Origin of the sequence: Gimesia fumaroli (genome assembly GCF_007754425.1) — a bacterium.
GTDB lineage: Bacteria > Planctomycetota > Planctomycetia > Planctomycetales > Planctomycetaceae > Gimesia > Gimesia fumaroli.
In genome coordinates, this window is sequence record NZ_CP037452.1 from 5,635,674 (window position 1) to 5,658,462 (window position 22,789).

Here is a 22,789-nt window from a genome sequence, read left to right on the forward strand (position 1 = left end):
AAGAAACCTTAAGCTGATTCTCATTCAATAGGAACAACATGGACGATTTCATTGCTCAACTGCCCAAAGCAGAACTACATTTACACATTGAAGGAACATTGGAACCAGAGCTGGCTTTTGCGCTTGCGGAGAAGAACAAGATCACGCTCCCCTTCAAGTCGGTGGATGAGATGCGAGCCGCGTATAACTTTTCTGACCTGCAGTCGTTTCTCGACTTGTATTACGCCTCGATCAGTGTGGTACAGACGGAAGAAGACTTTCACGATCTGACTCTGGCTTACCTGAAAAAAGCGGCTTCCCAGAACGTGCGGCACACCGAAATATTCTTTGATCCCCAGTCACATACGGCCCGTAATATTCCTATGGGAACGGTCATCAATGGTATCACAGCGGCGCTTCGGGAAGCACAATCAGAGCTTGGCGTTTCCTCGAAACTGATTCTCAGCTTCCTGCGACATCTTTCAGAAGCAGCAGCGATGGAGACCCTACAGCAGGCACTTCCCTTCCGTGATCAATTTATCGGCATCGGCCTGGATTCTTCGGAACTGGGGCATCCCCCGTCCAAATTTGTGAACGTGTTCGAGGAAGTCCGTCGGCAGGGGTTCCGGGTGGTGTGCCATGCAGGTGAAGAAGGTCCGCCGGAATACATCAATGAAGCTCTGGACCAGCTGCACGCCGAACGCATCGACCATGGGGTACGTTGTATGGAAGATGCGGCTCTTGTCAAACGGCTTGCGGAAGAACAGATTCCACTCACCGTTTGTCCGCTGTCCAACGTACGATTATGCGTTTTTAAAACAATGTCGGATCACACGATCAAGCAAATGATGGATGCCGGCCTGTTGGTGACCGTAAACTCCGATGACCCTCCCTACTTCGGCGGTTACGTCAACGAAAATTATCAGGCCATTCAGGAAGCCTTTGGTCTAACGCGCGAGGATCTGGTACAACTCGCCCGGAATTCATTCACCGCGGCGTTTCTCTCTGACGAGGAAAAGCAGAAACTGATTGCCGAACTACCGGAGTTTTAATTACAGCTGGTTGAGCGTATCAAGCACCTGATTCAGATACTGTTTCACTTTCGGATCGACTTTTTCGTAGCCCTTTTCAGACCGTGGTTGTTCCATCGCGTGCCGCATTGCATTGTGCATCAGGTAACGGCCGCTGTCGGTCTTCATATGGATTTTATCGCGATAGAGGTCCGTAATCTGGTCGAAAGGTGCCTTGTTCTGCTTAATGTCAGAGTCGACCTGTTCCAGCAGATTGATCGCATAGGTTTGTTTAAACTCTCGATCGGGAAATTGTTTTTTCAGGGCCGCAATCAGGGCGTTGATATACGCGGGGCTATGCTGCAGCTTGCCAGAAACGTCTGTACTGGCATATTCATCGGCCCGCGTCGCACTGCGTGCCCAGCCAGTATGAATGATGAATGTCGCTTTGGGCTGCATTTTGACCCATTTGGAAATCGTATCGACATCTTCCGCGAGCATAGAACCGTAGTGCGGCTGTACGGAAATCAGATCGTACTGTTTCTCTTTGAGTGCCGTGGGCCAGAGTGTGGAAGCTTTAACGCAGGGCTTTTCTGGATGCTCATAAATGTAAGGCAGACTCTTGCCACAATCGACGTGCCACTGCACATCGCCGTCGAGCAACGAAGGAACGGTATCCCAGGTCAGAGAATTACCGATCAGGTAATAGCTTTTGGCTTTCTCTTCTGCCTGGAGTGAGGTCCCCGCAAACAGAATTCCAAGTGCGATGAGACAGCAGGAAATAAAAATACTGAGCGGCTTAAGCATGAAAGGATTCCTTCTGGAAATGACATAAACGGAGCTGAATAGCCGTCCCTGTGAAAACATACCCCCGGCAGGGTTCGAACCTGCGACCTATGCTTTAGGAAAGCATTGCTCTATCCAACTGAGCTACGGGGGCCTGTGAATGGTCCTACTATAGTAGGGGTTCTATTGTTTCGTCAAATGTCTGCCTCTCGTGTTTCGAGAGTGACACAAAAAAGGCCCGCCTGGCTCGGTTTGCATGCTTATTTCATCGGCTCGGCTTTGACGTAGAGTTCTTTGGGGGCGGTCTCGTAATATTTGAACATGGCGGGGCAGATCCAGCCTTCCATGTCGGAATCTTCGAAGCGGTAATAGTTGCCCCCCTGATCACCACGCAGCCAGATCAGCTTTTTCTGAAACTTCGGGAACGGTTTGGCAGAGAACAGCAGCCGAAACCCTTCGTCGGCGTCAGGAATGTCGGCGACGATGACATCGATCATCTCGGGAACGCCGGCAACAAACGGTTCTTGTACCAGACCGGCGGAACTGTCATCGAAAACCCAGGTTCCCTGATGCTGATAAGGGGCGATGACCATGATCGCGTTTTGACGAGGCAAACTGCTTCCGAACGGTAGCAGCTTGAGTTGCCAGGCGACGCCCACTGCGAGGAAAATCAGCCCTACAATCAGCAGAATCAGCCGTTGCCAGTGAAATCGGGACGGGTGTGTTTCATCAGTTGCGGCTTGTTCTGTGCTCATCGTTGATTCCTCACGCGTGATTCTCGGGTCAATAGATTGATTTGAGACAGTTTAACAAAAAAGTCGTTCTATTTGCGAAAAAATCTGGTGGAAGAAATTCAGCTGTTGGTGCGATCAGACTCTTTGGTAACAGTCGAGATAACGCTAACTTCACCGATTCTGATTGTCCGTTCAGCGTTTTGCCCAGTGCTGTTTTTAAGGCAAGTTCCACCTCGACCATTGTTAACAGTCCCACTATTCATTGATCGCTCACAATTTATTAACAATTCGAAGATAGGATACTCGCAGCAGCAGGAAAGGGCATTGCTCCCTGTTCCTTAATAAGGTCAGTCAAGACCCACCACCGGCATCACCCGCCTTGAAAAGTTGAAAAACAGTTTTACATTCTTTTTCTTTTTCACATTAAGGAGATCGGAAAATGATGACGTTACGTCCATTTTCTTCCCCGGCCACCGGTGCGCTCAAACATTCTTCCCCCAATCGCCGCGGATTTACGCTGATTGAATTACTGGTCGTGATTGCAATTATCGCGATTCTGATTGCCCTTTTGCTGCCGGCCGTTCAACAGGCACGCGAAGCCGCCCGCCGAACACAGTGCAGAAACAATCTGAAACAAATTGGCCTGGCATTTCACAACTTCCACGATGTCTTTGATCGGCTGCCTACGGGTGCCCGCGATGGCGCCGGCGCATCTTATGCCTGCTGTAATGCCCAGGAACGTGCCGGCTGGAGCTGGCTTTACCACATTCTGCCTTACATGGATCGGGCAAACGTGTACGATCTGGGAACGGATGCCGATCCTGTGGGAACCTATCCGCTTGTTGGCCGAACAGGAATCAAAGCCTATTACTGCCCTTCCCGTCGCAAGCCGACTTCATATGGTAGTGGGTATTATCGTAGCGATTATGCTGGAAATGGTGGGCAGCGTGAAGGCGGAATTACCTCGACTCTCAGTCTTGGTCAGCGAGGGGTCGTCGTGCGAACTGATTCACGTGAAATTCGTATCAACGACATTAAAGACGGCGCTTCCAACACCATTATGGTGGCGGAAAAAGCATTGCACCCAGATCGACATGGACAAGATGGCGGCGACAATGAGCCCTGGGTCAATGCCGGCTGGGATGAATGTGTGATCCGCCATGGAGCCGGTAAGAATAGTGCTGGCGACGAGTACGGCTTGACTCCGCTGTACGACACGGACGCTCCGACGAACACTGTCGCCGTGGTTGACAAAGGGGGCGTCAGCTGGACGAACTGGCATCCCTTCTTTGGTTCAGCCCACCAGGGCGGCATGAACGCCTGCCTGGCCGATGGTTCGGTGCGACTCATCAGTTACAACATCGACGGCGAAATCATGCGTCGAATCAGCCTGACGAATGACCGTGAGTCTGTTGGTGAATATTAAACACCATTAACTTCGAACAGGCTTCGTAATTTTGATCGTGAACTCGCAGGGCTTCTGACGTTTTCCCCCGGAATCGAAGGTGGCCCTGCAGTTAACGGAGCCGCTCCCCCCATTATTTTCATTCACCTGAAATTACTCAGATCTCATCAAGAGGAAATCCCATGAAACTGTTGTCATATTATCTACTACTTCTCGCTCTGTGTCTGCTTCCCGGCTGTGGTTCCAGCGAGGAATCATTAACTTCCGGAGAAATCACATCCGATGTCAAAAGCGAAATGGAAAAGGAAAAAGAAGAAGTCTTCGCAGCCGAATCCGCCAATCGCGAACAGCAGGTTAAGGGGAAGAAATGAGCTTTTGAAGGAAGGCGAAATGCCCCTCGTCTTCTCCAAAATTGACATTAGGCAATCGCTGCTGCATAACGATCCATGATCGATGTACTGCCGAGTGCTTTCAAGCGGGGCTCAACCCGTTTGTAGAGTTTTTGTGCCTGCTCTCTTTCTCCCAATTCGGCGTGGGCGATCGCGAGGTAGGCACGATTGAGATCTACAAAGAGTTGCAGTAATGGTTGACTGGCTGCAATTGGCAAGAGTTGAGATAAAGAGGAGAGAAACTGCTCTTTCGCGACGTGACAGTGCCCCAGATTGAGTTCCAGAAGTCCTTTGAAATAGTACAGAATCATTTTCAGTAATTCATCCAGATGTTGCTGCTCTGCTTCGGTCAGTAACTGCTGTGCCAATGGAAGATTCTGCTGATACTTCAACAGTGCATACGCATAATCCATCTGCACGGTCGGATTTCCCGGCGCCTCTTCCCAAGCCAGTCGCATACATTCAATCACCTGATCCTGATCATTCACTACTTCATATAGTTCTGACAGGCGTTCGAGATACATCCAGCGGGGTATTTCTGGATCTGCTTCAAACGGCTTGATTACAGCCAGCCCCTGATCAAAATCGCCTAAAGCCGTTAAGGCAACTGCGCGACGCGCTTCCAATTCGAATTCGGGAACATGCCCGCGTAGCGCGGGCACTCGTTTAAGCACTTCTTGCCAGCGCGCCCAGGCGAATGACTGCATCAACTTATTATATTTTTGTCCGGTTGAAAAATAGACCGACCAGAACGAAATGAGAATCGGAACGAATAACAAAAACAGAAATCCATAATCAATGATCATCAACCTGATTGAAAACTTCCAGCGATAAAGCAACACCACTCCCAGAATCACTAACGGTAAGCGGATACTCCATAATCCTTTTCCCACTGATAATAAAAACAACTGAAAATTGCTGAGACTCTGAAACTTAACCATGTCGGCAGCGGAAACAAGCTCTTCTATTTCCGCACGATTAGGGAACAGACTCGAAGTCGCCGCGGCAGCATCGTCGGTGTGCAGGACGATCTCAGAAAACCCACGCGATTCCAGGTCGTGATAGGCATCTTGCGAATTTTCCGCTTCGACGCGGTGTGTTTCGCGTTTATCATTTTCATCGGTTGCTGTGATTAGAAAAACAGGCATGCGATTCACTCCGAAATAATACGATGCGAGAATGATTGACATGAACAAGCAACGCCTGAGCACCTGCGCCCATCATAAAACGATCAAGTCTAACCTGAATGATTTTCTGAGTGAACGATATTCATCACAATTTATAGTGATCGTTTGCAGAATTTTTCTCGATGAAGAACAGGTTAAGCGGTCACCAACAAATCCTTTTTTTCAATGGCAACGTGTCCCGATTTTCTAAAAGGGCGCGGCATGGGTTGGGCTTTGCCGTTGGCGTCGATCGTCCGACAGCGGAGCGTATATTTCCCTGCAGGTAAGCCGGGCATCAGAATCGCCCAGTGTGCTTTCATCAATGGCATCGGCCATGCGATGGGTTTTCTTGTTTTGTTGTCGAAGCCGATGGTTTCGGGCGGAATTTTGTGATCGGGTAGATCACCGCCCCATCGATCGGAAGCCGGTGCAGACAGGATTTCCGCATCGATCCAGGGTGCTGAGGTGAAGTATTTGTCATCGCCGGGTAAACTCTCGCCATTCTTTTGAATCCAGACCTGAACTTTCGCCAATCCTGCAGTGCCCGATTGGGCATAGCCGGTAATCGGAATCGGCTGAAGCGGTTTGACCTGTTTGGGACAGGAGAGCGTCGACGCGAACGTTTTCAGTGTGCTGTCGATGTCATTATTCCCGTTGGCGTAGGTATCGTTGGCGTGAAACAAATTGGAAAAATAAACGTGAGTCAGCCATTTCACATTTTTGAATCCGTATGATTCGGGAACCACCATCCGCACGGGCGCACCGCGTTCCGGGCTCAGCCACTGACCATTCAATTTGTAGCACAGAATCACAGGTGGTAATCCCGGGGGATCTTCCAGCACACGATCAATGGGCAGCGAACTCTTGAAGATTTGTTTGGGATCGTCGTTATGATACCCGTTAAAAAACACGCGGCGGATGTTATCGCGCGGTTTCGTCAGCCAGAGAATTTCACGTAAGGGAACCCCTTCCCAGATCCCGGTACCCAGCGGGTTTCTGATATTCAGACAGGTCATCACTTTGGAAAACCGGACCGCGTGTTTTTCTCCCAGTTTGAGTAACGCTTCAAAATCAAGTGCGTTTCCATTCTCTTTTGTGAGGGGATTTCCCAGTCGGGCTTTGTTTTCCGGATCGCTAATCACTTCGAGAGACCAGGTCTCGCGCGTCAAACCGACCTGTTTTCGTTTCTCTTCACTCAAAGTATGCGGCTTGGGATTTCCCCGCGAGACATCTCGAAATGATTTCGGAATGGTGAGGTTGGTTTCGAGTCGGTCAATCGCCTGTTGTAATGCGGGGTCTCGATCCTGAACCTCTGCCTGTAGTTGATTGATGGCGGTACAGGCAGCCGCTCCTGCTGCGCCATATTTTAAAAAGTACCGTCGCGATAACCGCGAATGTTCTGCAAGGAATGCTTCCAATGAGCCAGACATGCTTGCACCTTTTTATAAAACGGTGACAGAAATCTTTCAATTCGATCTATTTTGGTGCCCATTGAAGCATTCCGTCAACGAGTTTGTAATAAATCGAAAGTTGAATCAGCAGAATGCCCGCATTTCCCCCCACTAGAAATGAAAAAAACGTCTTCAATTGTAAATCGGTCATTCGCTCAGAGTTCAAAATGCCGACGGACACTTCCAAAATGAGTTACAACAAAAAAAACGCCTCGCTGACTGTTATCAACGAGGCGCTTTTTAAAATTGTATTCGATCCTGAAAATTACTCAGGCTCTACAGGTGAAACAAAATCAGACGGTTTGAAAGTCAATACGGAGCATTTGACTTTTTCGAGCATGCGTTCGGCAGTATTGCCGATGAAGAAGCCGCTGATGCCGGAACGGGCCAGTGTGCCCATCGCCAGCAGGTTGATGCTGTGTTCTTCGATGAATGCGGGAATTGCCACGTCGGGAGAACCTTCCAGCACATGCACCTGCACGCCGTAGGAAAGCGTGCGGTAGTCGGTCTGTGCCAGTTGTTCGTTGAGTTCGTTTTTGACCTCTTCCATGATATCCTCGGCACATTTTTTGAGCGTCTCTTCCCCGACTCCCAGGCCTTTGAGTCGCTGATCGAGCTGTGTATCGATAGCATGTACCAGATGAATTTTCATGTCAGCAACTTGAGCCGCTGAGACGATAAAATGCAGAATATCGCTGCTGACTTCGCTCATATCGCTGGCGACGACAATTTCCGGAACGTCCGGCTCTTCGTCTTTCTTGACAGCAAAGACGGGGCACGGACATTGACGGAACAGGTTCATCACGGTGCCGCCGAATAAACGACCGGTAAAGCCATGCGGACGCGTTCCCACCAGCACCATATCGTGTTTATTATTGATGACTTCGAGAACAATTTCGCGCCACGGTGAACCGATCGCTACCTTCGACGTACTTTCGACGCCGTGGTCTTTTGCCTGTTGGATCAGACTGCTCATCACTTTATGCGCTTCGTCTTCCACATTATTTGTCAGATGTAACCGATCTTCTTCCAGCAAGTGTTTGGTGTGCGCCGAGAGATCAATGGCAGCGATAAATTCCAGTTTGGCATTGAACAAGCCGGCCAGCCAGATCGCACGTTCGACCGCTTCCTTCGTCTGTTCGTTCAAATCGGCGGCAACCAGTCGGTCTGCGTGGGTCAAATCTACGCCAACTAAAATGGAGTCGAGGCTTTGCATGGGTTTACTCTCTTCTAATTGATTTCAGCAAGATTCAGGCTTCAATCTTCTATTATGACAAATGTAAGAGTCTGTTCCTAGACTCTATCCAGAGTTTATATCGCGTCTTTAGAGCAATTTGGATCGAGTATACTATCATGAATGACACTCTGAATAAATGGGAGTCGCTTTAATCGAATTCGGAATGGAAAAACGGGTTATACCGACTCTCAATGTTGAATTGCCATTTACTGTTTTGGCTTTTGCATCAACAGAATAAATTCGTGAACCTTATTGACCCGAAAAACAGAAGGAAACCCGAGGGGCCTCAGATTGTTATATTCGGACTGACGGTTCCAGATAATCAAATCATCATAAATATAGCCTATCTGCTGGAGCCGGGCGGCTAAATCGCTGTGAAAAGGGAAAAATTGGCTTTTCTTTCGTAAATCCATGACGATTACACAGCAGTACCCCCCCGGACGCAGTGCTTCCAGAACCTGCTGAAAGACCTGTGTCAGCTCGGTCAAAAACTCTTCATAGTCTTCGACTACGCCGAGATCCTGTTCATGATTTCCGTAATGGCGAACTGCTTTATGGTCGGCCGAACGGCGCTGATTCAGCACGTTCCAGTAAGGGGGCGAAGTAATACACAAATCAATGCTGCCCGGAGCGACATGCTCCGAGAGGCTCATTGCCGAACCATGCATCACCCGCGATTTGATTTCGGCCTGATCCGAGTCAGATGCTGCCTGTTCTGACTGTTGGCTGGCAACGTCTAGAATTCTCTGACGGGCCAGCGCCGCGTATTCTTCCGAGAGTTCCATGCCGATACCGGTCTTCCCCATTTTTTCCGCAGTCACAATCGTACTGCCGGAACCGGCAAAGGGATCGAGAATCGTCTCTCCCTTGAGCGGCAGAAAGGTTTCAATCAAACGTTCCACGAGCATTTCAGGAAAGATGGCCGGGTGCTTGAGCCGGACCTCTTCGGTCGACTTGCGAAGATCGCTCCAGACACTGATCGAATTCTGAATCCAGCGTTTGCCATCGAGCGCATTGTAGGGCTCGGGCATTTTTCGCGTTCGTTTTTTCTTCGCCGGTGATTCTTCAGAAGTCGACACGCGTCTGAAAGCCTCCTGCTGGAAAACTGAGATATGCTCTCTTGAAATGAGTTCTCGATTCAACTGCGTTCTAAAGCGGAAACCATCCTGCTCCACTTCAGAGTGACTATTCTACTTAAGAATTTAACTTTTGATACCTTTTTTTACTCTTATCGCGCAGATTCACTTGAGACCTTGCAAATAAGCGTATAAATCAGCCAGATCCTCTGGGGTGAGATCTTTGAGCAGTCCCTGGGGCATCAATGAGGTGCTCTTTTTGTTTTCGAAATCGATTTCTTCCGCTTCGATGCGTGTTGTCTGATTGTTAGAATTGCGTAGCGTCAGGCCATCCACCGAACGGTAGACAACGAGGCCCGTATAAACTTTGCCGTCCACGGTTCCCACAACGGTCGTCTGATAGCGGGGCGAAACATCACGGTTGGGCGCGACGATCGCGGTAAACAGATCCTTGCGGGAAAAACGCTTGGCAGCCCCGGCTAAAGCAGGACCTAAGGCACTGCGATTGCCATGACATTGCACACAGGCCCGTTTCCGGAATAACGCTTCTCCCCGTTCGCTGTCGCCTTCGTCCCAGTTCACGGTTTCCAGCAGCGCGAAGAATTTCTCGGTCTCCGGTCCACTCTGCTTTAAGAGTGCCGTATACACTTCGGGATACTGTTTCGCAATCCAGTCTTCCCAGGTCTGAATCAAGGCTCGTCGCTTTTGAGAATCGTTCACGTCTGCTGTCAGCCCCAGTTGTTGTCCCGTCCACTTCTGTAACAGGGTGACAATGCGGGCCTGAAGTTTCTGCTCTCGTTTATCACTGCCCAGACGTCGTAACGCCGCAAACAGACGGACTGTTTCTTCAGGCTTCGTGGCGGGCGCCAGTTTTTCCAGTGCTGAGACACACGATTCGAGAACTTCAATTTGCGACGATTCCAAACCCGCAATGAACTTATCCCGATCCTGTTCTTCAGGAGACGCTGCCAGGACAGCCAGCACGGCGGCCTGGAGGGCATAATCTTCATAGAGGTCACGAATCATCTCGCGATGCGCGGGGTCCTTTGATTCGCCGAAAACGAAAACCACATCGCTGTTCCAGAGAAAGTTCGGATCGGCTTTGATTTTTTTGTCAAAGGCTTTGATGGCAGTTCCCAGAAACTGTGGGGGTAACTGACTGAGGAACAACACATGTCCCGGCAGACCGAAGCCCGGCTGTTCGACAATCTGCCGAGGCAGGTCGGCGTCGATTTTGACAAGTTGGGCATACAGTTCCTTAAACCGGTCATCCCAGTTCGTATCCTGGGGCAACTTCAGGCGGAGTAATTTTTCATCAATCTGTACCAGCGCGTTGGCAATTTTCTTCGACTGCGCCCGGCTACGATCACTGGGAATGCGGGCGGCAACAATCAAATAATGAATGTCGGTTACCGGATCGGAATCTTCGGTAATTCGGCTCAGAATCTGATCAAGCAGTTTGGGATTATAGGGGGCAAGCATGGACAATACGCGGGCCAGTTCGTAATCGAGAACTTCATGACTGCTGGGGAAGGCTTCCATCAGACGAATGCGAATCGGATCGAGGTGGCGTTCGTGTTCGGACAGATCAACGCCGTTCGCATAGCCATCGAAGACGGCCGCCATTTTGGTTGGTGGCCCCAAATCGCCAAGCCCTAACTGAATCAGGCGGAGTGCATCCAGACGCAGGTCGGTTTGATAGTCGCCTTCAAACACGGTGATACCTGTTCGCACCGCAAGAGGCACCACGCCCCCCTGCTTGAGGATGCTGGCATAGGCGAGTGTCATCAGGGCAGCGCCTTCGGAACTGGTGACCTGTTCAGAAAGGGCCTTGAAATAGTCTTCGCTCAATCGCGCGGCGACACGGGCCGCGGACTGTCTGACATAACGCTCTTGCGCGCCCAATGTTTGCTGCAGGCCGGACAGACATTGGCTTTGATCAATCTGATCTCCCAACTGGAGTAATGTCTGCAAAGCAAATCGGGCTACCAGCGGCGATTGATCTTTGAGCAGGGCATTCAGCCACTCTGCTTTCTGCTCGGGTTGATCCTGATAGCCCAACGACCACGCCAGCCGAGCGCGGACAGCCTCTGATGGATCGAGTAACAGTTGTTCAACGATGCGATCGGGAAAGCCTCCCAGCAACTCGGTGATGATTTCGATGGCCCGAATGCGCTGTGCATCAGGACGGCTCTTATCGAGGGCAGCCCGGTAAAAGGCTTCGACGGGTACGGCTTTCACTAAAGGCAGCCATGTTTCGCGAGACCAGCTGCTGAGCGGCTGTGGTGCGGAAAGACAGGAGTCGAGCGTTTGTGTCACTTCGATCGAAGTCGATTCGTCAGAATTCAATTCCGGTTTTTGTGCTTCCACCGGTCCCGTGTACTCGATACGAAATACACTGCCGCGTGTGCCCCGACCACCGACACTGACATACAGACAACCATCGGGGCCGACTTCAAGATCGGTGGGGGCAAAGCCGAACTGCCCGACTCCGGTAATGAAGTCAATCGGTTCACTGGCATAAGTGCCTTCAAAATTTTCGAGCGGAATCGCATGCACTCGGCCGAAGGTCCAGTCGGCGACGAACAGGGCGCCCTGATAAGGAGCCGGGAACCTGTGATGCTGATAAGCGGTCACCCCGGTAGGAGAGCCACGATGAAAGGCGGCGACCGCGGGCGGCATATCAAAAAACGTATCGGGGCGTTTCCAGCTGCGACTCCGCCAGCCGGCATTCGAACCGGGCAACACATGAAACACGCGCGTCGGTCGATACCAGGGAAGTGAAATATCGCGTTCGCCGTCACTGTCGTAGGTGAAGACATCTCCATTGGGCGAAAAAGAAAAATCGTAAGCGTTTCGAAATCCGTCGGCGATGACTTCACCTTCCGTCAGATCGGGACTGAGCCGCATCAGCGTGCCCGCGTACGGTTTTTTGACGGGCGAGGTTTTGCGGGTGATATATTTTTCATTAATGCCGGCGGTGTTTCCCAGCAGCAGATACCACCAGCCATCGGGGCCACGTTGAATGGAGTGCGTATTGTGCTCGCCCCCCGTTCTGGTACGTAAAAAGATATCCGGTTTTCCGTCGGCACGATCGTCGGCGTTTTGATCGCGGTAACGAATCAGGCCGGCATCTCCGGTGCAGAGCAAATCGCGACCGAGAAAGTACATACCTTGTGCACCGGTGGCAGGACCATCGGCGTATTGCTTGAAGGATTCCGCGACGCCGTCCCCATCAGCATCGATCAGGATGCGCACATAACCGGGGCCGGACAGCACAACCCGCCCCTGAGAATCGATGGTCATGGAATAGATGTCGTGTGCCAGATCATCATCGGCATACAGGGTTGCGCGAAAACCCTCGGGAACCTTAAGGCCGTCAAATTTTTCAGCCGCTGATACGGGAGAAATAACGAAGCCGGCGAAGCAAAAAATACAAAACAATGTCCAGCAAAGACGATTCCCAAGGGATTGATGATTGAAACGAAGCATTGTACCTCAAGCTGGTTAAACTCTGATGAAAGACCCGATCACCGTACCTGTAAGGGTAACTGTCGGCGCAGCCCGCATTTCTATCATAGTGGCTGACGAGGGTTTAAGGCAATGCCCGCTCCTCGGGCCTGAAAAGATTGTCGGCGGCGGTCAGAAGGGCGTTTTATTGCTGTTTTTCAGGCTGTTTCCAGAATTCCGGCAGGTCAGGCAGTGTTTCCGCGACGATTTGTTGAATCGCCCGCCGTTCCGAGAGAGGAAAATTCACAGGTTCAACGTCCCAGGCCTGTTCCAGTTCCGTGTCGGTAGCATTGAGAAAGGCATAGATCTCTCGCAGAATCCGCAGCCGGGCGGCAGCCGGCATTTTGTTGAAGCTGTCTGTATAAATCAGGTAGCTCAAACGATGGCGAAACAGTCTCGTTTTCAAATCGAAGTCTTTTAACGAACGCCCCTGCGCATCACGTTTGCCCTGCTTTTCAAACCATGTCTGATAATCGGTGGTTCCTTTCAGAAGACCTGTCAGCTCTGCTTCATCCAGAAACAACAGGTATCGCAATAGCCGATCTTCCACATCGGATTGTAAACCTAACTGCTGCTCCATGCTGACACGGGTGATTAAATTGTGTCCGTGCACCTGATGATCTAAGACGAGGTGCGCCACGAGATCGGAATGCGGATTCAAGTATTTTGAAGTATCCACAAACACATCAACGAATTCCAGATTCGCGCGAAACGCGGGATTTTCTTTTGATTCCTCAATGACATCTTTACCAAACAAATTTCCGAGATGCACCATTTCGCCATGAGTTCCGGTGACGTACCAGCCACCCCAGCGTTTTGCCAATGGCTTGTCATGAGAGATTTGCGAATAGCCCGAGATCGGTCGACCGTGGAGATCAGTCAGGAATGAACGGATCAATAAGCCGGGAATCCGCAGGCTGGAACTTCCCCCATGACAGGAGAGACACTGTTCTGAGCGCACAAACAGCGGCTGTCTTGCGGCTTTGGCCTCCAGTTCATAAAAGATCGAGCCGCGCAGCGGATCAACGGACGCAAGTTCCATCGCCCGCGCTCCCGGCACCCAACCGACGTACACATCATCATTAAAGTAGACGACCCGCGGATTGGTCGGTTTAATTAAACGGGGGTTGAGGGCGGTTTTGGAAAAGACCATCAACTGTGACGATTCGGGAATGTTGAGCGACTTCAAGACATTGCGCAAATACCCCCATTCGGAATCATAGGCCAGTTTCTGTGTTTTCGTTTTGAGCCGCTGATTCATGACCGAAACAGGGTCAGACAGAGTTCCTGTTCCATATTCCACGGGCTTTAAGCCGAACGGAATCGAGTCCTTGAAGTCAATTTCCTGGCGGGATTCTGCTGGTTTAGGGGCAATCAGGGGTTCATCCGCGAAAGCAGCGACGGAGATGTTGAGCGTAAGGAGTGTGATAAAAAACAGCCGTTTTGACTTTGATCCATATCTACAATTGATCAAATTTCTTTGATGGGTTACCATTGTTAAAACTCCGCGTGCCAACGAGTTCCGTCAAATAAACTGGGAGCGCGAATGGTGCCAACTCCCCTTACCCTGTATTACAAAGCAATTTCGGACTAAAAGATAGTAATATTGCATAAGGTTCGTAAATTGTTGTCAATGTTGACTCCAAAAACTAAAATCCGTATGTATCAGTCAGGATTTGTGACTTACTTCACAGAAGAAAACAGTCCTGATACCGATATAATTGAATAAGTTGGCTCACGGGCCGGTTCTTCTGATTTCCGAGTTTTCTGGAAGGGTTTCATTTTGAAAACTCCCCGCCTTACCACCATTGTTTCCAGCCTGATCATCTTCGCTGCTCTCGCCTGCTCAGCGTTGGATTTAGCTGCGCAAAAAAATTCCCTGCCGGATCTGTTCGGCCAGAAAGAAGCTGCGGTAACAAAGCCCACCAAGAAAGCGGAGATCAGTGTCAGCCTGCTGCCTCAGGATGCCAAAGCCGGCGATACCGTGACGCTTTCGCTGACGATGATCATTCCGGAAGGATCTTATACATATTCCACCAATCCGACTTTCGGTGGCGCAACGAAATTTGTCATTGAGGAATCGAAAGGTTTAACTCCCGTTGATCAGCATTTCAACGCCGATCATCCGCCGAAAACCGTTTTTGAACCACTGTTCGGAAAAGAGATCGATAAGTATACGAAGCATGTGATCTGGAGCCGCCGTTTCAAAGTGAAGGCGGACGTGAAAAACCCAGCCGATGTGCTGATCAAAGGACAAATGCTGTATCAGGTTTGCGATGCTAAAAACTGTGTGCCTTCACAGTATGCGTTTACGGCGACGTTATCGGGAAAACAGGTCAGCGCGCCGCTCTCGTTCAAGACAACTCCCGAACGCCGTTCGGTTCCTGATCCGGTCGAACTGACGTTTGACCTGGCACCGGCAAAAACAGATCCGGAAAAAATGGTCACCCTGACCATCACCATGACACTGGATAAAGAATTTCATACGTTCGCGCTGGATCAGGACAAGAAAAATGCGGGACTACCGACGCACATTGAAATCTTCAAGCTGGAGGGATTAAAGCCAGTTTCCAAACGTTTTTCATCCAATCCGACTCCCAAAGTCGAAACACATGACGAATACACACAACGCACACATTATGACAAAGTGGTCTGGTCACGTGAATTTGAGCGAATTCCCGGTGCCAGCGAAATCGGCGTGGAAGGCAAACTGACGTATCAGATTTGTAATAAGGGAAGTTGTCGCCGCCCCTGGCCCGTCGAATTCAAACTGGGTAATCTGACCAACGCGACTCCGGTGGCGCTGTCATCGATTGCCGAGCTCAAAGCCACGGACGATACGGACGACGATGCAATTATCATTGTCTCCGATGACAAAAACCAGACGCTCTCTTCCTATCTGTTTTTCGCATTTTTGGGTGGATTGATTCTAAACGTGATGCCGTGCGTGCTGCCGGTCGTGGCGATCAAAGTGATGAGCTTTGTGCAGCAGGCTGGCGAAAGCCGGATGCGAATCTTCCTGTTGAATATCTTCTATTCCCTGGGGGTCTTGACGGTTTTTCTGAGCCTGGCTTCTCTGGCGGTCTTCGCGGGACTGGGCTGGGGCGGATTGTTTCAAAGTACGAAATTCAACATCGTGATGGCCTGTATCGTGTATGCGATGGGCTTGAGCATGTTGGGCGTATTTGAAATTCCAGTGCCGGGCATGGTCGGTTCGGCAGCCGGGGGTCAACAGAAAGAGGGCTTAACCGGCGCGTTTCTGACAGGCATCCTGGCAACACTGCTGGCAACGCCCTGCAGCGGCCCGTTTCTGGGGCCGGTACTGGCCTGGTCGGTTCAACAGACGCCGAATATTACTTACCTGGTCTGGCTGGTGATGGGACTGGGGATGGCGTCGCCTTATCTGGTCTTCAGTGTCTTTCCCAAAGCGATTGCATGGCTTCCCAAACCGGGGATGTGGATGGTGCGGTTCAAAGAATTCTCCGGCATCGTGCTGATGGGGGCGGTGATCTTTATCATTTCCTTCCTGGATGAATCGCTGACGATTCCCGTGCTGATCATGCTGCTGGGGATTACCACGGGACTCTGGATGATCGGCAGTCTGTATTCACATAATTCTCCGTTCCGGCAGAAAACGATTGTCCGTGTGTCTGCACTCGCATTGACGGCCGGTATCTGTTTCTTCGGCTATAACATGAGCCAGAAGTCGACCAACGATCTCCCCTGGGTCCCGTTCAGTACGCAGGAATTGAATCAGTTGCGTGCTGATCACCGGACCGTGTTGATCGATTTTTCTGCCGAGTGGTGTCTGACCTGTAAAACAAATGAAAAGTTCGCACTCAACACACCTGAAACGCTGGAGATGATCAAGAAACACAATGTGGTTCCCATGTATGCTGACTACACGGACTACTCGCCCGAAATCAAAGAGTGGCTGGAGACATTTAAGAGTGTGAGTATTCCGCTGACTGTCATTTTCCCGGCGAACAACCCAAAGAAGCCGATTATCATCCGCGACCTCTATACCCAGGACACACTGCTGGAAGCACTCAAACAGGCGGTCGAAGAACCGCCAAAACCGGCTAAAACCAGTAAGAAGGAAATGGCATCAACCCTCGCGCCTGCTTCAAACTAAGCCTGCTGACCGCAACAAGAGAATAGTAGCCATTGTCACGCGGCATCAATGATGCACTGATTCTGCAAACAACAAACGCATCAACGCTTTTCGATTCCTTATTTTTTTTGTATGGTATGCATTCGAAGTTTGTTGTCTCTAAATTCGATTTGTTGAGCGGCATGGCGCTAGCCACCGGTAAAAACATTGGGAATACCGGCGGCTAGCGCCGTTCCGCTCAGAATGTGTTGCGACCAGAAAGTATTGCAATCTATGCCAGATACCGCGCCGACTCCTGAACCTGAAGAAAGTGATATTGTTAAAGCAGCCCTCCGTCGTTCGACGTGGGCCGAGATGAAGACGGCTGAAGACTGGTGGGCGGTCTGGATTGGCGGAGGTCTGTTGCTGATCTGTTTCCTGGCCATGTATTTCTCTTTGCCCGCTGATTTCTCAGATCAGGTCACGACGGCAAAAGCAGCCGGCGAAAAAGTCAGCGTGCACAGCCCGCTCAAAGCCTGGTTGGCAAAGCCGGGCTCCTGGTCTGATAATCCGCTGGATTCCATTTTTCCGCCGGAGAAGAATAATCTGCTGATTCCGTTAGGCGTGGTCTTTCTGATCAGCCTGTGCGCTTTCTCGATTGGCGTCAAAGCGATGCAGCAATCCGTGGCGAAATTCGCGGTCGGTTTTCTCGGCGTATTTCTGCTGGCGGCGCTGGCGTATATTCTGACCGGGCAGGTGGTTGTCAAACGATATAACCTGGAGTATGCGCTGTGGGCGTTGATGATTGGGCTGGTGATCAGTAATACCATTGGTACTCCGAACTGGATGAAGCCCGCTTTGAAGACGGAACTTTATATCAAAACAGGGCTGGTTGTCATGGGCGCGAGTGTGCTCTTCAGTCGTCTGTTAATCCTGGGACTGCCGGGCATCTATGTCGCGTGGGTGGTGACGCCGATTGTGTTAATCAGTACGTATGCCTTCGGTCAGAAAATCCTGAAAATGGAATCACGTTCGCTGAACATGGTCATCTCGGCCGATATGTCAGTGTGTGGTGTTTCCGCAGCAATCGCGACGGCCGCTTCCTGTAAAGCAAAAAAGGAGGAGCTGTCGTTTGCCATTGGTCTCTCACTCAGCTTTACCGTGATCATGATGATTGTCTTGCCGGCTGTGATCAAAGCCCTGGGCATCGGCCCGATTCTGGGGGGAGCCTGGATGGGCGGCACAATTGACTCGACGGGAGCTGTCGCTGCCTCGGGCGCCATACTGGGCCCGGAAGCGGAACAGGTCGCCATCACAATCAAGATGATTCAAAACATTCTCATCGGCGTGACGGCGTTCGGCGTCGCCGTGTTCTGGGTAAGTTTTATCGAGACCAAAGAATCCAACATCAAGCCGGACGCCTGGGAAATCTGGTATCGGTTTCCCAAATTCGTGTTGGGTTTTATCACCGCGTCTGCGATTTTCTCGCTGCTGTATGTTTACCTGCAGGGAGGAGATGTTGTTGTTCCGGCAATGGTGAAGGAATCGTCCAAGGTCTTTCGAGGCTGGTTCTTCTGCCTGGCCTTTATCAGCATTGGCCTGGAAACCAACTTCCGCGAGTTGGCGAAATTCCTAAAAGGAGGCAAGCCGCTGATTCTGTATGTCTGCGGTCAATCTCTAAACCTGCTACTGACGCTGCTGATGGCCTGGTTGATGTTCTCTGTGTTCTATAAAGATGTCGTCAACGAAGTCTTTAACAAGTAGTTAACGCTGCCGGTACACATGCGATGATGACTGTGGAATTTTCATGTCACATGGCCTGAGTCATTTCGGGTAAAATGCACACACGACCGGTTGCCTGTCTCTATCAGGCAGTCAACCGGTACAGGCCAGCCAACCGTGGGCTGGCGTTCATTTTCCCTTTTCAGGCAGAACAAGCATGCTGCAGAACCTCTTTCGTTACCACTGTTGGATTTGTTTCTCACTCATTACTGAGACTCTTAATCGCTGTCTGTTGGCCGTTTCCGACTTGCTTGCGACTGAGAAAGATCTTCGCGATCGGCGTCACCTCGTCAAGTCAAATGAGCGTCATTTGAAAACTATAAATGGCTTGAACCTTGATCAGAATTGGGCAAAATTGTGTAGACTTTGTCGCAGTTTGTCGCAAAAAACATGTGCTCAAACAGCACCTGTCACGAACGAGTTTTCTCAAAAAACGCGTCAAACCAGCGGGTTTTATAGTGCTGATTTCGACAGAGAGAAGCATTTCGAAGTACTGAAAAAAGTGTTTTCTCGCGCGCGACGCAGAAACGGAGTTTCGCTGCTGGCGTGTGCCCGTCAAGGCCAGTTCGTTCAACTGAACGATCAGAGCGAATTCAGAAAGGAGCAGTAAAAAAAGAACCCCGACGAAATCCGCCAGGGCTTAATACTGAAGATGATCTCAGGAGCGTTACGCCTGCTGCATCAACCAGACCAGCAAGCCTTTCGCCAGATGTTTTCGATTTTCCGCCTGTTCAAAAACGATACTTTGTTTGCTGTCGAGAACATCATCAGTGATTTCGAGACCGCGTTTGGCGGGGAGACAGTGCATCAAACGACAATTTTTTCCAGCGGCGGCCATCAGACTGGAATTGATCTGATAAGCGGCAAAGATCTTCTTGCGTTTTTCGGTTTCTGCTTCCTGCCCCATGCTGGCCCAGACGTCGGTATAAAGGACGGTAGCACCGGCGACCGCTTTTTGAGGATCGGATACCAGCTCGATTTGAGCAGCGGGAATTTTCTGTTTGAGATCGTTCACAAACTCATCTGGTAATTCGAAGCCTTCCGGCGAGGAGACCACAAAGGGGACACCTAATTTGGCACAACAGTTTGCCAGGGAATACGCGACGTTATTGCCGTCCCCGACATACGCCAGCTTCTGCTGTGATAGATCGCCGGCGATTTCCAGCATCGTATACAGGTCGGTGAGCGCCTGGCAGGGATGGCTTAAATCGGAGAGGGCATTGATGACACTCGCCTGGGAATTTTGCGAGAACGTTTCAATCAACTCATGTGAGAAGGTTCGCATCGTGACGACATCAGAGAATCGACCGATGACGCGGGCGACATCTTCAATGGATTCGCGACCATCCAGGCCTGCTTCTTTACAGGTAAAGAAACTGGCGCCGCCTCCCAGCTCCCACATGGCGGATTCAAAACTGAGCCGCGTGCGGAGGGATGGTTTTTCAAACACCTGTGTCATTGTTCGTCCCTGAAGCAGCTGGGGGCGTTCGCCCGCATTTCGCTTGTCTTTCAGTTCCTGGACGAGGGCAAAAATTTCAAGGATCTCTGACGATTCCAAATCGTGTAACGTGACTAAATGTCTCATTGGATATCTCAATCAACGACTTGTTAAAAACAGGAATTCCTGTTCGCTTCTTAAATTAAGATTCGAACAGGAATGTGTGAATGGATCAAATTGTTTTCTGAAATGACTTTTTTGTTATGCTTCTTCGGCCATTTCCCGCAGCACAGTTGCGATTAAATCGCAGCCTTCTTCGACTTGTTCGGCCGTGACATTCAATGGTGGGAGCAGACGAACCACCGTATCATGCGTGGCATTGATCAGCAGCCCGCGGTCCATACATTTTCCGACGGCTGGGCCTGCGGGAATGTTCAAATCGACGCCGACCATCATTCCACGCACACGCACTTCTCGAATGATGGGTAACTCATTCTGGAGCTGTTCAAAAAACTGTTTAAACTGATCGGACATCGTCTGGCAGTTTTCCAGCAGGTTTTGTTCTTCGATCATCTGTCCGGTAGCCAGTCCGGCTGCCATCGCCAGCGGATTTCCGCCAAAGGTGCTGGCATGCATGCCCGGTCTTAAGCTGGGTGAAACTTCATCGGTGGCAATGATCGCTCCCGCGGCGACTCCGCCTGCGATGCCTTTGGCCATCGTCATGATATCGGGCTGCACGCCCCACTGCTGATAACCAAACCAGGTGCCGGTTCGTCCCATGCTGGTTTGCACTTCATCAAAAATCAGCAGACAGTTGGCTTCATCGGCGATCTTTCGCAAGCCGGCGAGGTATCCTTCATCGGGAATATTCACGCCGCCTTCTCCCTGAACCGGCTCGACCATAATCGCACAGGTTTCATCGTTGACCAGGCTGGCGATAGCTTCCAAATCGTTAAAAGGAGCATACCGAAACCCGGCAACCAACGGACCGAGTCCTTCATGGTATTTGGGTTGCGCGGTGGCAGTGACGGCGGCGAATGTTCGGCCGTGAAACCCGTTTTCGCAGGTAATAATTTTCGGACGTTTTCCATCAAAATGCAGACGTGCCAGCTTCAGCGCACCTTCGTTTGCTTCCGCTCCACTGTTACAGAAGAAGGCTTTGCCAAAACTTCGGGTACACAGGAATTCCGCAAACCGCCCCTGGGCTTCGGTGTACCAGGTGTTGGGAACGTGAATCAATCGGGAAACCTGATCCTGAATGGCGGCAACAACCGGCTCAGGACTATAGCCGAGGATATTACAGCCCCACCCGGGAAACAGATCGAGGTAGCGTTTGCCTTCAGCATCCCAGACATAACTGCCTTCGCCGCGCACCAGACTGATCGGATAGCGACCGTAATTGGGAATGACGTATTTGTCGAATAAGGCAATCGTTTCCTGACTGCTGGCGTGTCCCGTTAGTTGCACTGATGCACCTCGTTTAGTTTAAAAATTCCGTAAATATAGATTATCGGACTCTCGGAAAAGAATTGTGACACTATTTCTCAAACTGAAGTTCGAAAAAACAGCAAACTTTTCCAAACTCGTGAAGACCACACTCGTTCAGGCATAGCGAGAGGAATGACATCTCTCCAAAAAGAAGCCGGAGATTATAGCAAAAATCTTGCTTTGGGGCATCAAACTCAGGGAAAGAATCCGATTCCTCACTAAATTTTCATCTATCCTGCCTGCAGTATTTCCGCAACTTCCTTTGCAAAATAGGTTAATATCCCATCTGCGCCGGCTCTTTTGAAGCAAAGCAGGCTTTCCAGGATACAGCGCTGGCGATCCAGCCAGCCATTCTGGGCGGCAGCCGAAATCATGGCATATTCGCCACTTACCTGATAGGCATACGTGGGAATCTCAAATTCGGCTTTGACGCGACGGACAATATCCAGGTAAGGCATCCCGGGTTTGACCATCACCATGTCGGCCCCTTCGTTGATATCCAGGCCCACTTCTCGCATTGCTTCATCGCTGTTGGCAGGATCCATCTGGTAGGTCCGTTTATCGCCGGTCCCCAGATTTGTCCCTGATCCCACGGCATCGCGGAACGGACCATAAAACGCAGACGCGTATTTGGCAGCGTACGCCATGATCTGAACATGCTGAAATCCGGCTTCATCCAAGGCTTCCCGTATCTCACCGATGCGTCCATCCATCATGTCAGAAGGGGCGATAATATCACAGCCGGCTTCTGCTTGAACGACTGCCTGGCGACAGAGGACCTCTATCGTTTCATCGTTGACGACGTATCCGTCTTTTACCAGACCATCCTGCCCGTGACTGGTATAAGGGTCGAGGGCGACGTCACACAGAATTCCCAGGTTCAGATTCTCGGCCTTCAATGCACGGACGGCACGACAGACTAAATTGTCCGGGTTGAACGATTCTTCGCCTCCTTCGGTTTTCTTGGCGGGATCGGTCGCTGGAAATAGAGCAATGACGGGAATTTTTAGTTCTGCAGCAGACCGGGCCTCTTCGATCAGGTGTTCAATGGTGAGACGCTGAACTCCTGGCATAGAGGGAATCTCTGTTTTCTGATTCGCGCCATCCTGTATAAATAGAGGCCAGATTAAATCGTTCACAGAGAGTTGATTTTCGGAAACCAGCCGTCGAGACCAATCGGTTCGGCGATTTCGCCTCATTCGTATTTGAGGAAACATAATATATTAAACCCTTGTTAATCAAAAA

At 50.6% G+C, this 22,789-nt stretch carries 16 protein-coding genes and 1 tRNA gene; 5 read left to right on the plus strand and 12 right to left on the minus strand.

The annotated features are described in order from the left end of the window. The first annotated feature begins 38 nt into the window (after positions 1 to 38). A complete protein-coding gene (locus tag Enr17x_RS21480; RefSeq protein WP_145311752.1) occupies positions 39 to 1,031 on the plus strand; it encodes an adenosine deaminase in 993 nt (330 codons plus the stop codon). Here Enr17x_RS21480 and Enr17x_RS21485 read toward each other — a convergent pair whose 3' ends face one another. The 3 genes from Enr17x_RS21485 to Enr17x_RS21495 form a co-directional block, all read right to left on the minus strand. After that, positions 1,032 to 1,796, minus strand: a complete 765-nt coding sequence (locus tag Enr17x_RS21485) for a hypothetical protein (protein ID WP_145311753.1) — start codon at positions 1,794 to 1,796, stop codon at positions 1,032 to 1,034. 59 nt (positions 1,797 to 1,855) lie between these two features. After that, positions 1,856 to 1,929 (minus strand) — tRNA-Arg (locus tag Enr17x_RS21490). Positions 1,930 to 2,035: 106 nt separating this feature from the next. Continuing rightward, positions 2,036 to 2,530 carry a DUF6717 family protein gene (locus Enr17x_RS21495; RefSeq protein ID WP_198000721.1) on the minus strand — a complete coding sequence of 165 codons (495 nt, stop codon included), beginning with the start codon at positions 2,528 to 2,530 and terminating at the stop codon, positions 2,036 to 2,038. A 418-nt stretch (positions 2,531 to 2,948) separates the two neighbouring features. Here Enr17x_RS21495 and Enr17x_RS21500 point away from each other — a divergent pair, with 418 nt between their 5' ends. Together Enr17x_RS21500 and Enr17x_RS21505 are read left to right on the plus strand one after the other, a co-directional pair. After that, positions 2,949 to 3,935 (plus strand): DUF1559 domain-containing protein, encoded by a 987-nt coding sequence (locus Enr17x_RS21500; RefSeq protein WP_145311754.1) that lies wholly within the window; start codon positions 2,949 to 2,951, stop codon positions 3,933 to 3,935. 161 nt (positions 3,936 to 4,096) lie between these two features. Beyond that, positions 4,097 to 4,285, plus strand: coding sequence for a hypothetical protein (locus tag Enr17x_RS21505; RefSeq protein WP_145311755.1), 189 nt, complete (start codon positions 4,097 to 4,099; stop codon positions 4,283 to 4,285). Between the two features lie 47 nt (positions 4,286 to 4,332). Here the strand turns inward: Enr17x_RS21505 and Enr17x_RS21510 are convergent, their stop codons facing one another. The 6 genes from Enr17x_RS21510 to Enr17x_RS21535 all read right to left on the minus strand — a co-directional run bounded on the left by Enr17x_RS21510 (position 4,333) and on the right by Enr17x_RS21535 (position 14,238). Continuing rightward, complete coding sequence (locus Enr17x_RS21510) at positions 4,333 to 5,493, minus strand: tetratricopeptide repeat protein (protein ID WP_145311756.1); 1,161 nt, start codon at positions 5,491 to 5,493, stop codon at positions 4,333 to 4,335. A gap of 131 nt (positions 5,494 to 5,624) precedes the next feature. Next, entirely contained in the window at positions 5,625 to 6,899 is a 1,275-nt protein-coding gene (locus Enr17x_RS21515; protein WP_145311757.1) for a molybdopterin-dependent oxidoreductase, read from the minus strand. A 286-nt stretch (positions 6,900 to 7,185) separates the two neighbouring features. Next, a complete protein-coding gene (locus tag Enr17x_RS21520) occupies positions 7,186 to 8,136 on the minus strand; it encodes a universal stress protein (protein WP_145311758.1) in 951 nt (316 codons plus the stop codon). A 227-nt stretch (positions 8,137 to 8,363) separates the two neighbouring features. Next, a complete protein-coding gene (locus Enr17x_RS21525; protein ID WP_145311759.1) occupies positions 8,364 to 9,236 on the minus strand; it encodes a DNA methyltransferase in 873 nt (290 codons plus the stop codon). A gap of 162 nt (positions 9,237 to 9,398) precedes the next feature. Continuing rightward, on the minus strand, positions 9,399 to 12,725 hold the full coding sequence (locus Enr17x_RS21530) for a PVC-type heme-binding CxxCH protein (RefSeq protein WP_145311760.1): 3,327 nt from the start codon (positions 12,723 to 12,725) through the stop codon (positions 9,399 to 9,401). A gap of 163 nt (positions 12,726 to 12,888) precedes the next feature. Further along, positions 12,889 to 14,238, minus strand: a complete 1,350-nt coding sequence (locus Enr17x_RS21535) for a hypothetical protein (RefSeq protein WP_145311761.1) — start codon at positions 14,236 to 14,238, stop codon at positions 12,889 to 12,891. A gap of 288 nt (positions 14,239 to 14,526) precedes the next feature. On the opposite strand from Enr17x_RS21535, the gene Enr17x_RS21540 reads away from it, so the two are divergent. Then, positions 14,527 to 16,878 (plus strand): cytochrome c biogenesis protein CcdA, encoded by a 2,352-nt coding sequence (locus Enr17x_RS21540; RefSeq protein ID WP_145311762.1) that lies wholly within the window; start codon positions 14,527 to 14,529, stop codon positions 16,876 to 16,878. A gap of 252 nt (positions 16,879 to 17,130) precedes the next feature. Further along, the gene (locus Enr17x_RS21545) at positions 17,131 to 18,600 is read left to right on the plus strand and encodes a YeiH family protein (protein ID WP_145311763.1); all 1,470 of its coding nucleotides are present in this window, start codon (positions 17,131 to 17,133) and stop codon (positions 18,598 to 18,600) included. A 685-nt stretch (positions 18,601 to 19,285) separates the two neighbouring features. Here the strand turns inward: Enr17x_RS21545 and argF are convergent. From argF to hemB, 3 genes are all read right to left on the minus strand, one after another. Continuing rightward, on the minus strand, positions 19,286 to 20,203 hold the full coding sequence (argF, locus tag Enr17x_RS21550; RefSeq protein ID WP_145311764.1) for an ornithine carbamoyltransferase: 918 nt from the start codon (positions 20,201 to 20,203) through the stop codon (positions 19,286 to 19,288). Between the two features lie 114 nt (positions 20,204 to 20,317). Then, complete coding sequence (locus tag Enr17x_RS21555; RefSeq protein ID WP_145311765.1) at positions 20,318 to 21,523, minus strand: aspartate aminotransferase family protein; 1,206 nt, start codon at positions 21,521 to 21,523, stop codon at positions 20,318 to 20,320. Positions 21,524 to 21,774: 251 nt separating this feature from the next. Next, the gene (gene hemB, locus Enr17x_RS21560) at positions 21,775 to 22,761 is read right to left on the minus strand and encodes a porphobilinogen synthase (protein ID WP_145311766.1); all 987 of its coding nucleotides are present in this window, start codon (positions 22,759 to 22,761) and stop codon (positions 21,775 to 21,777) included. Positions 22,762 to 22,789 lie beyond the last annotated feature (28 nt).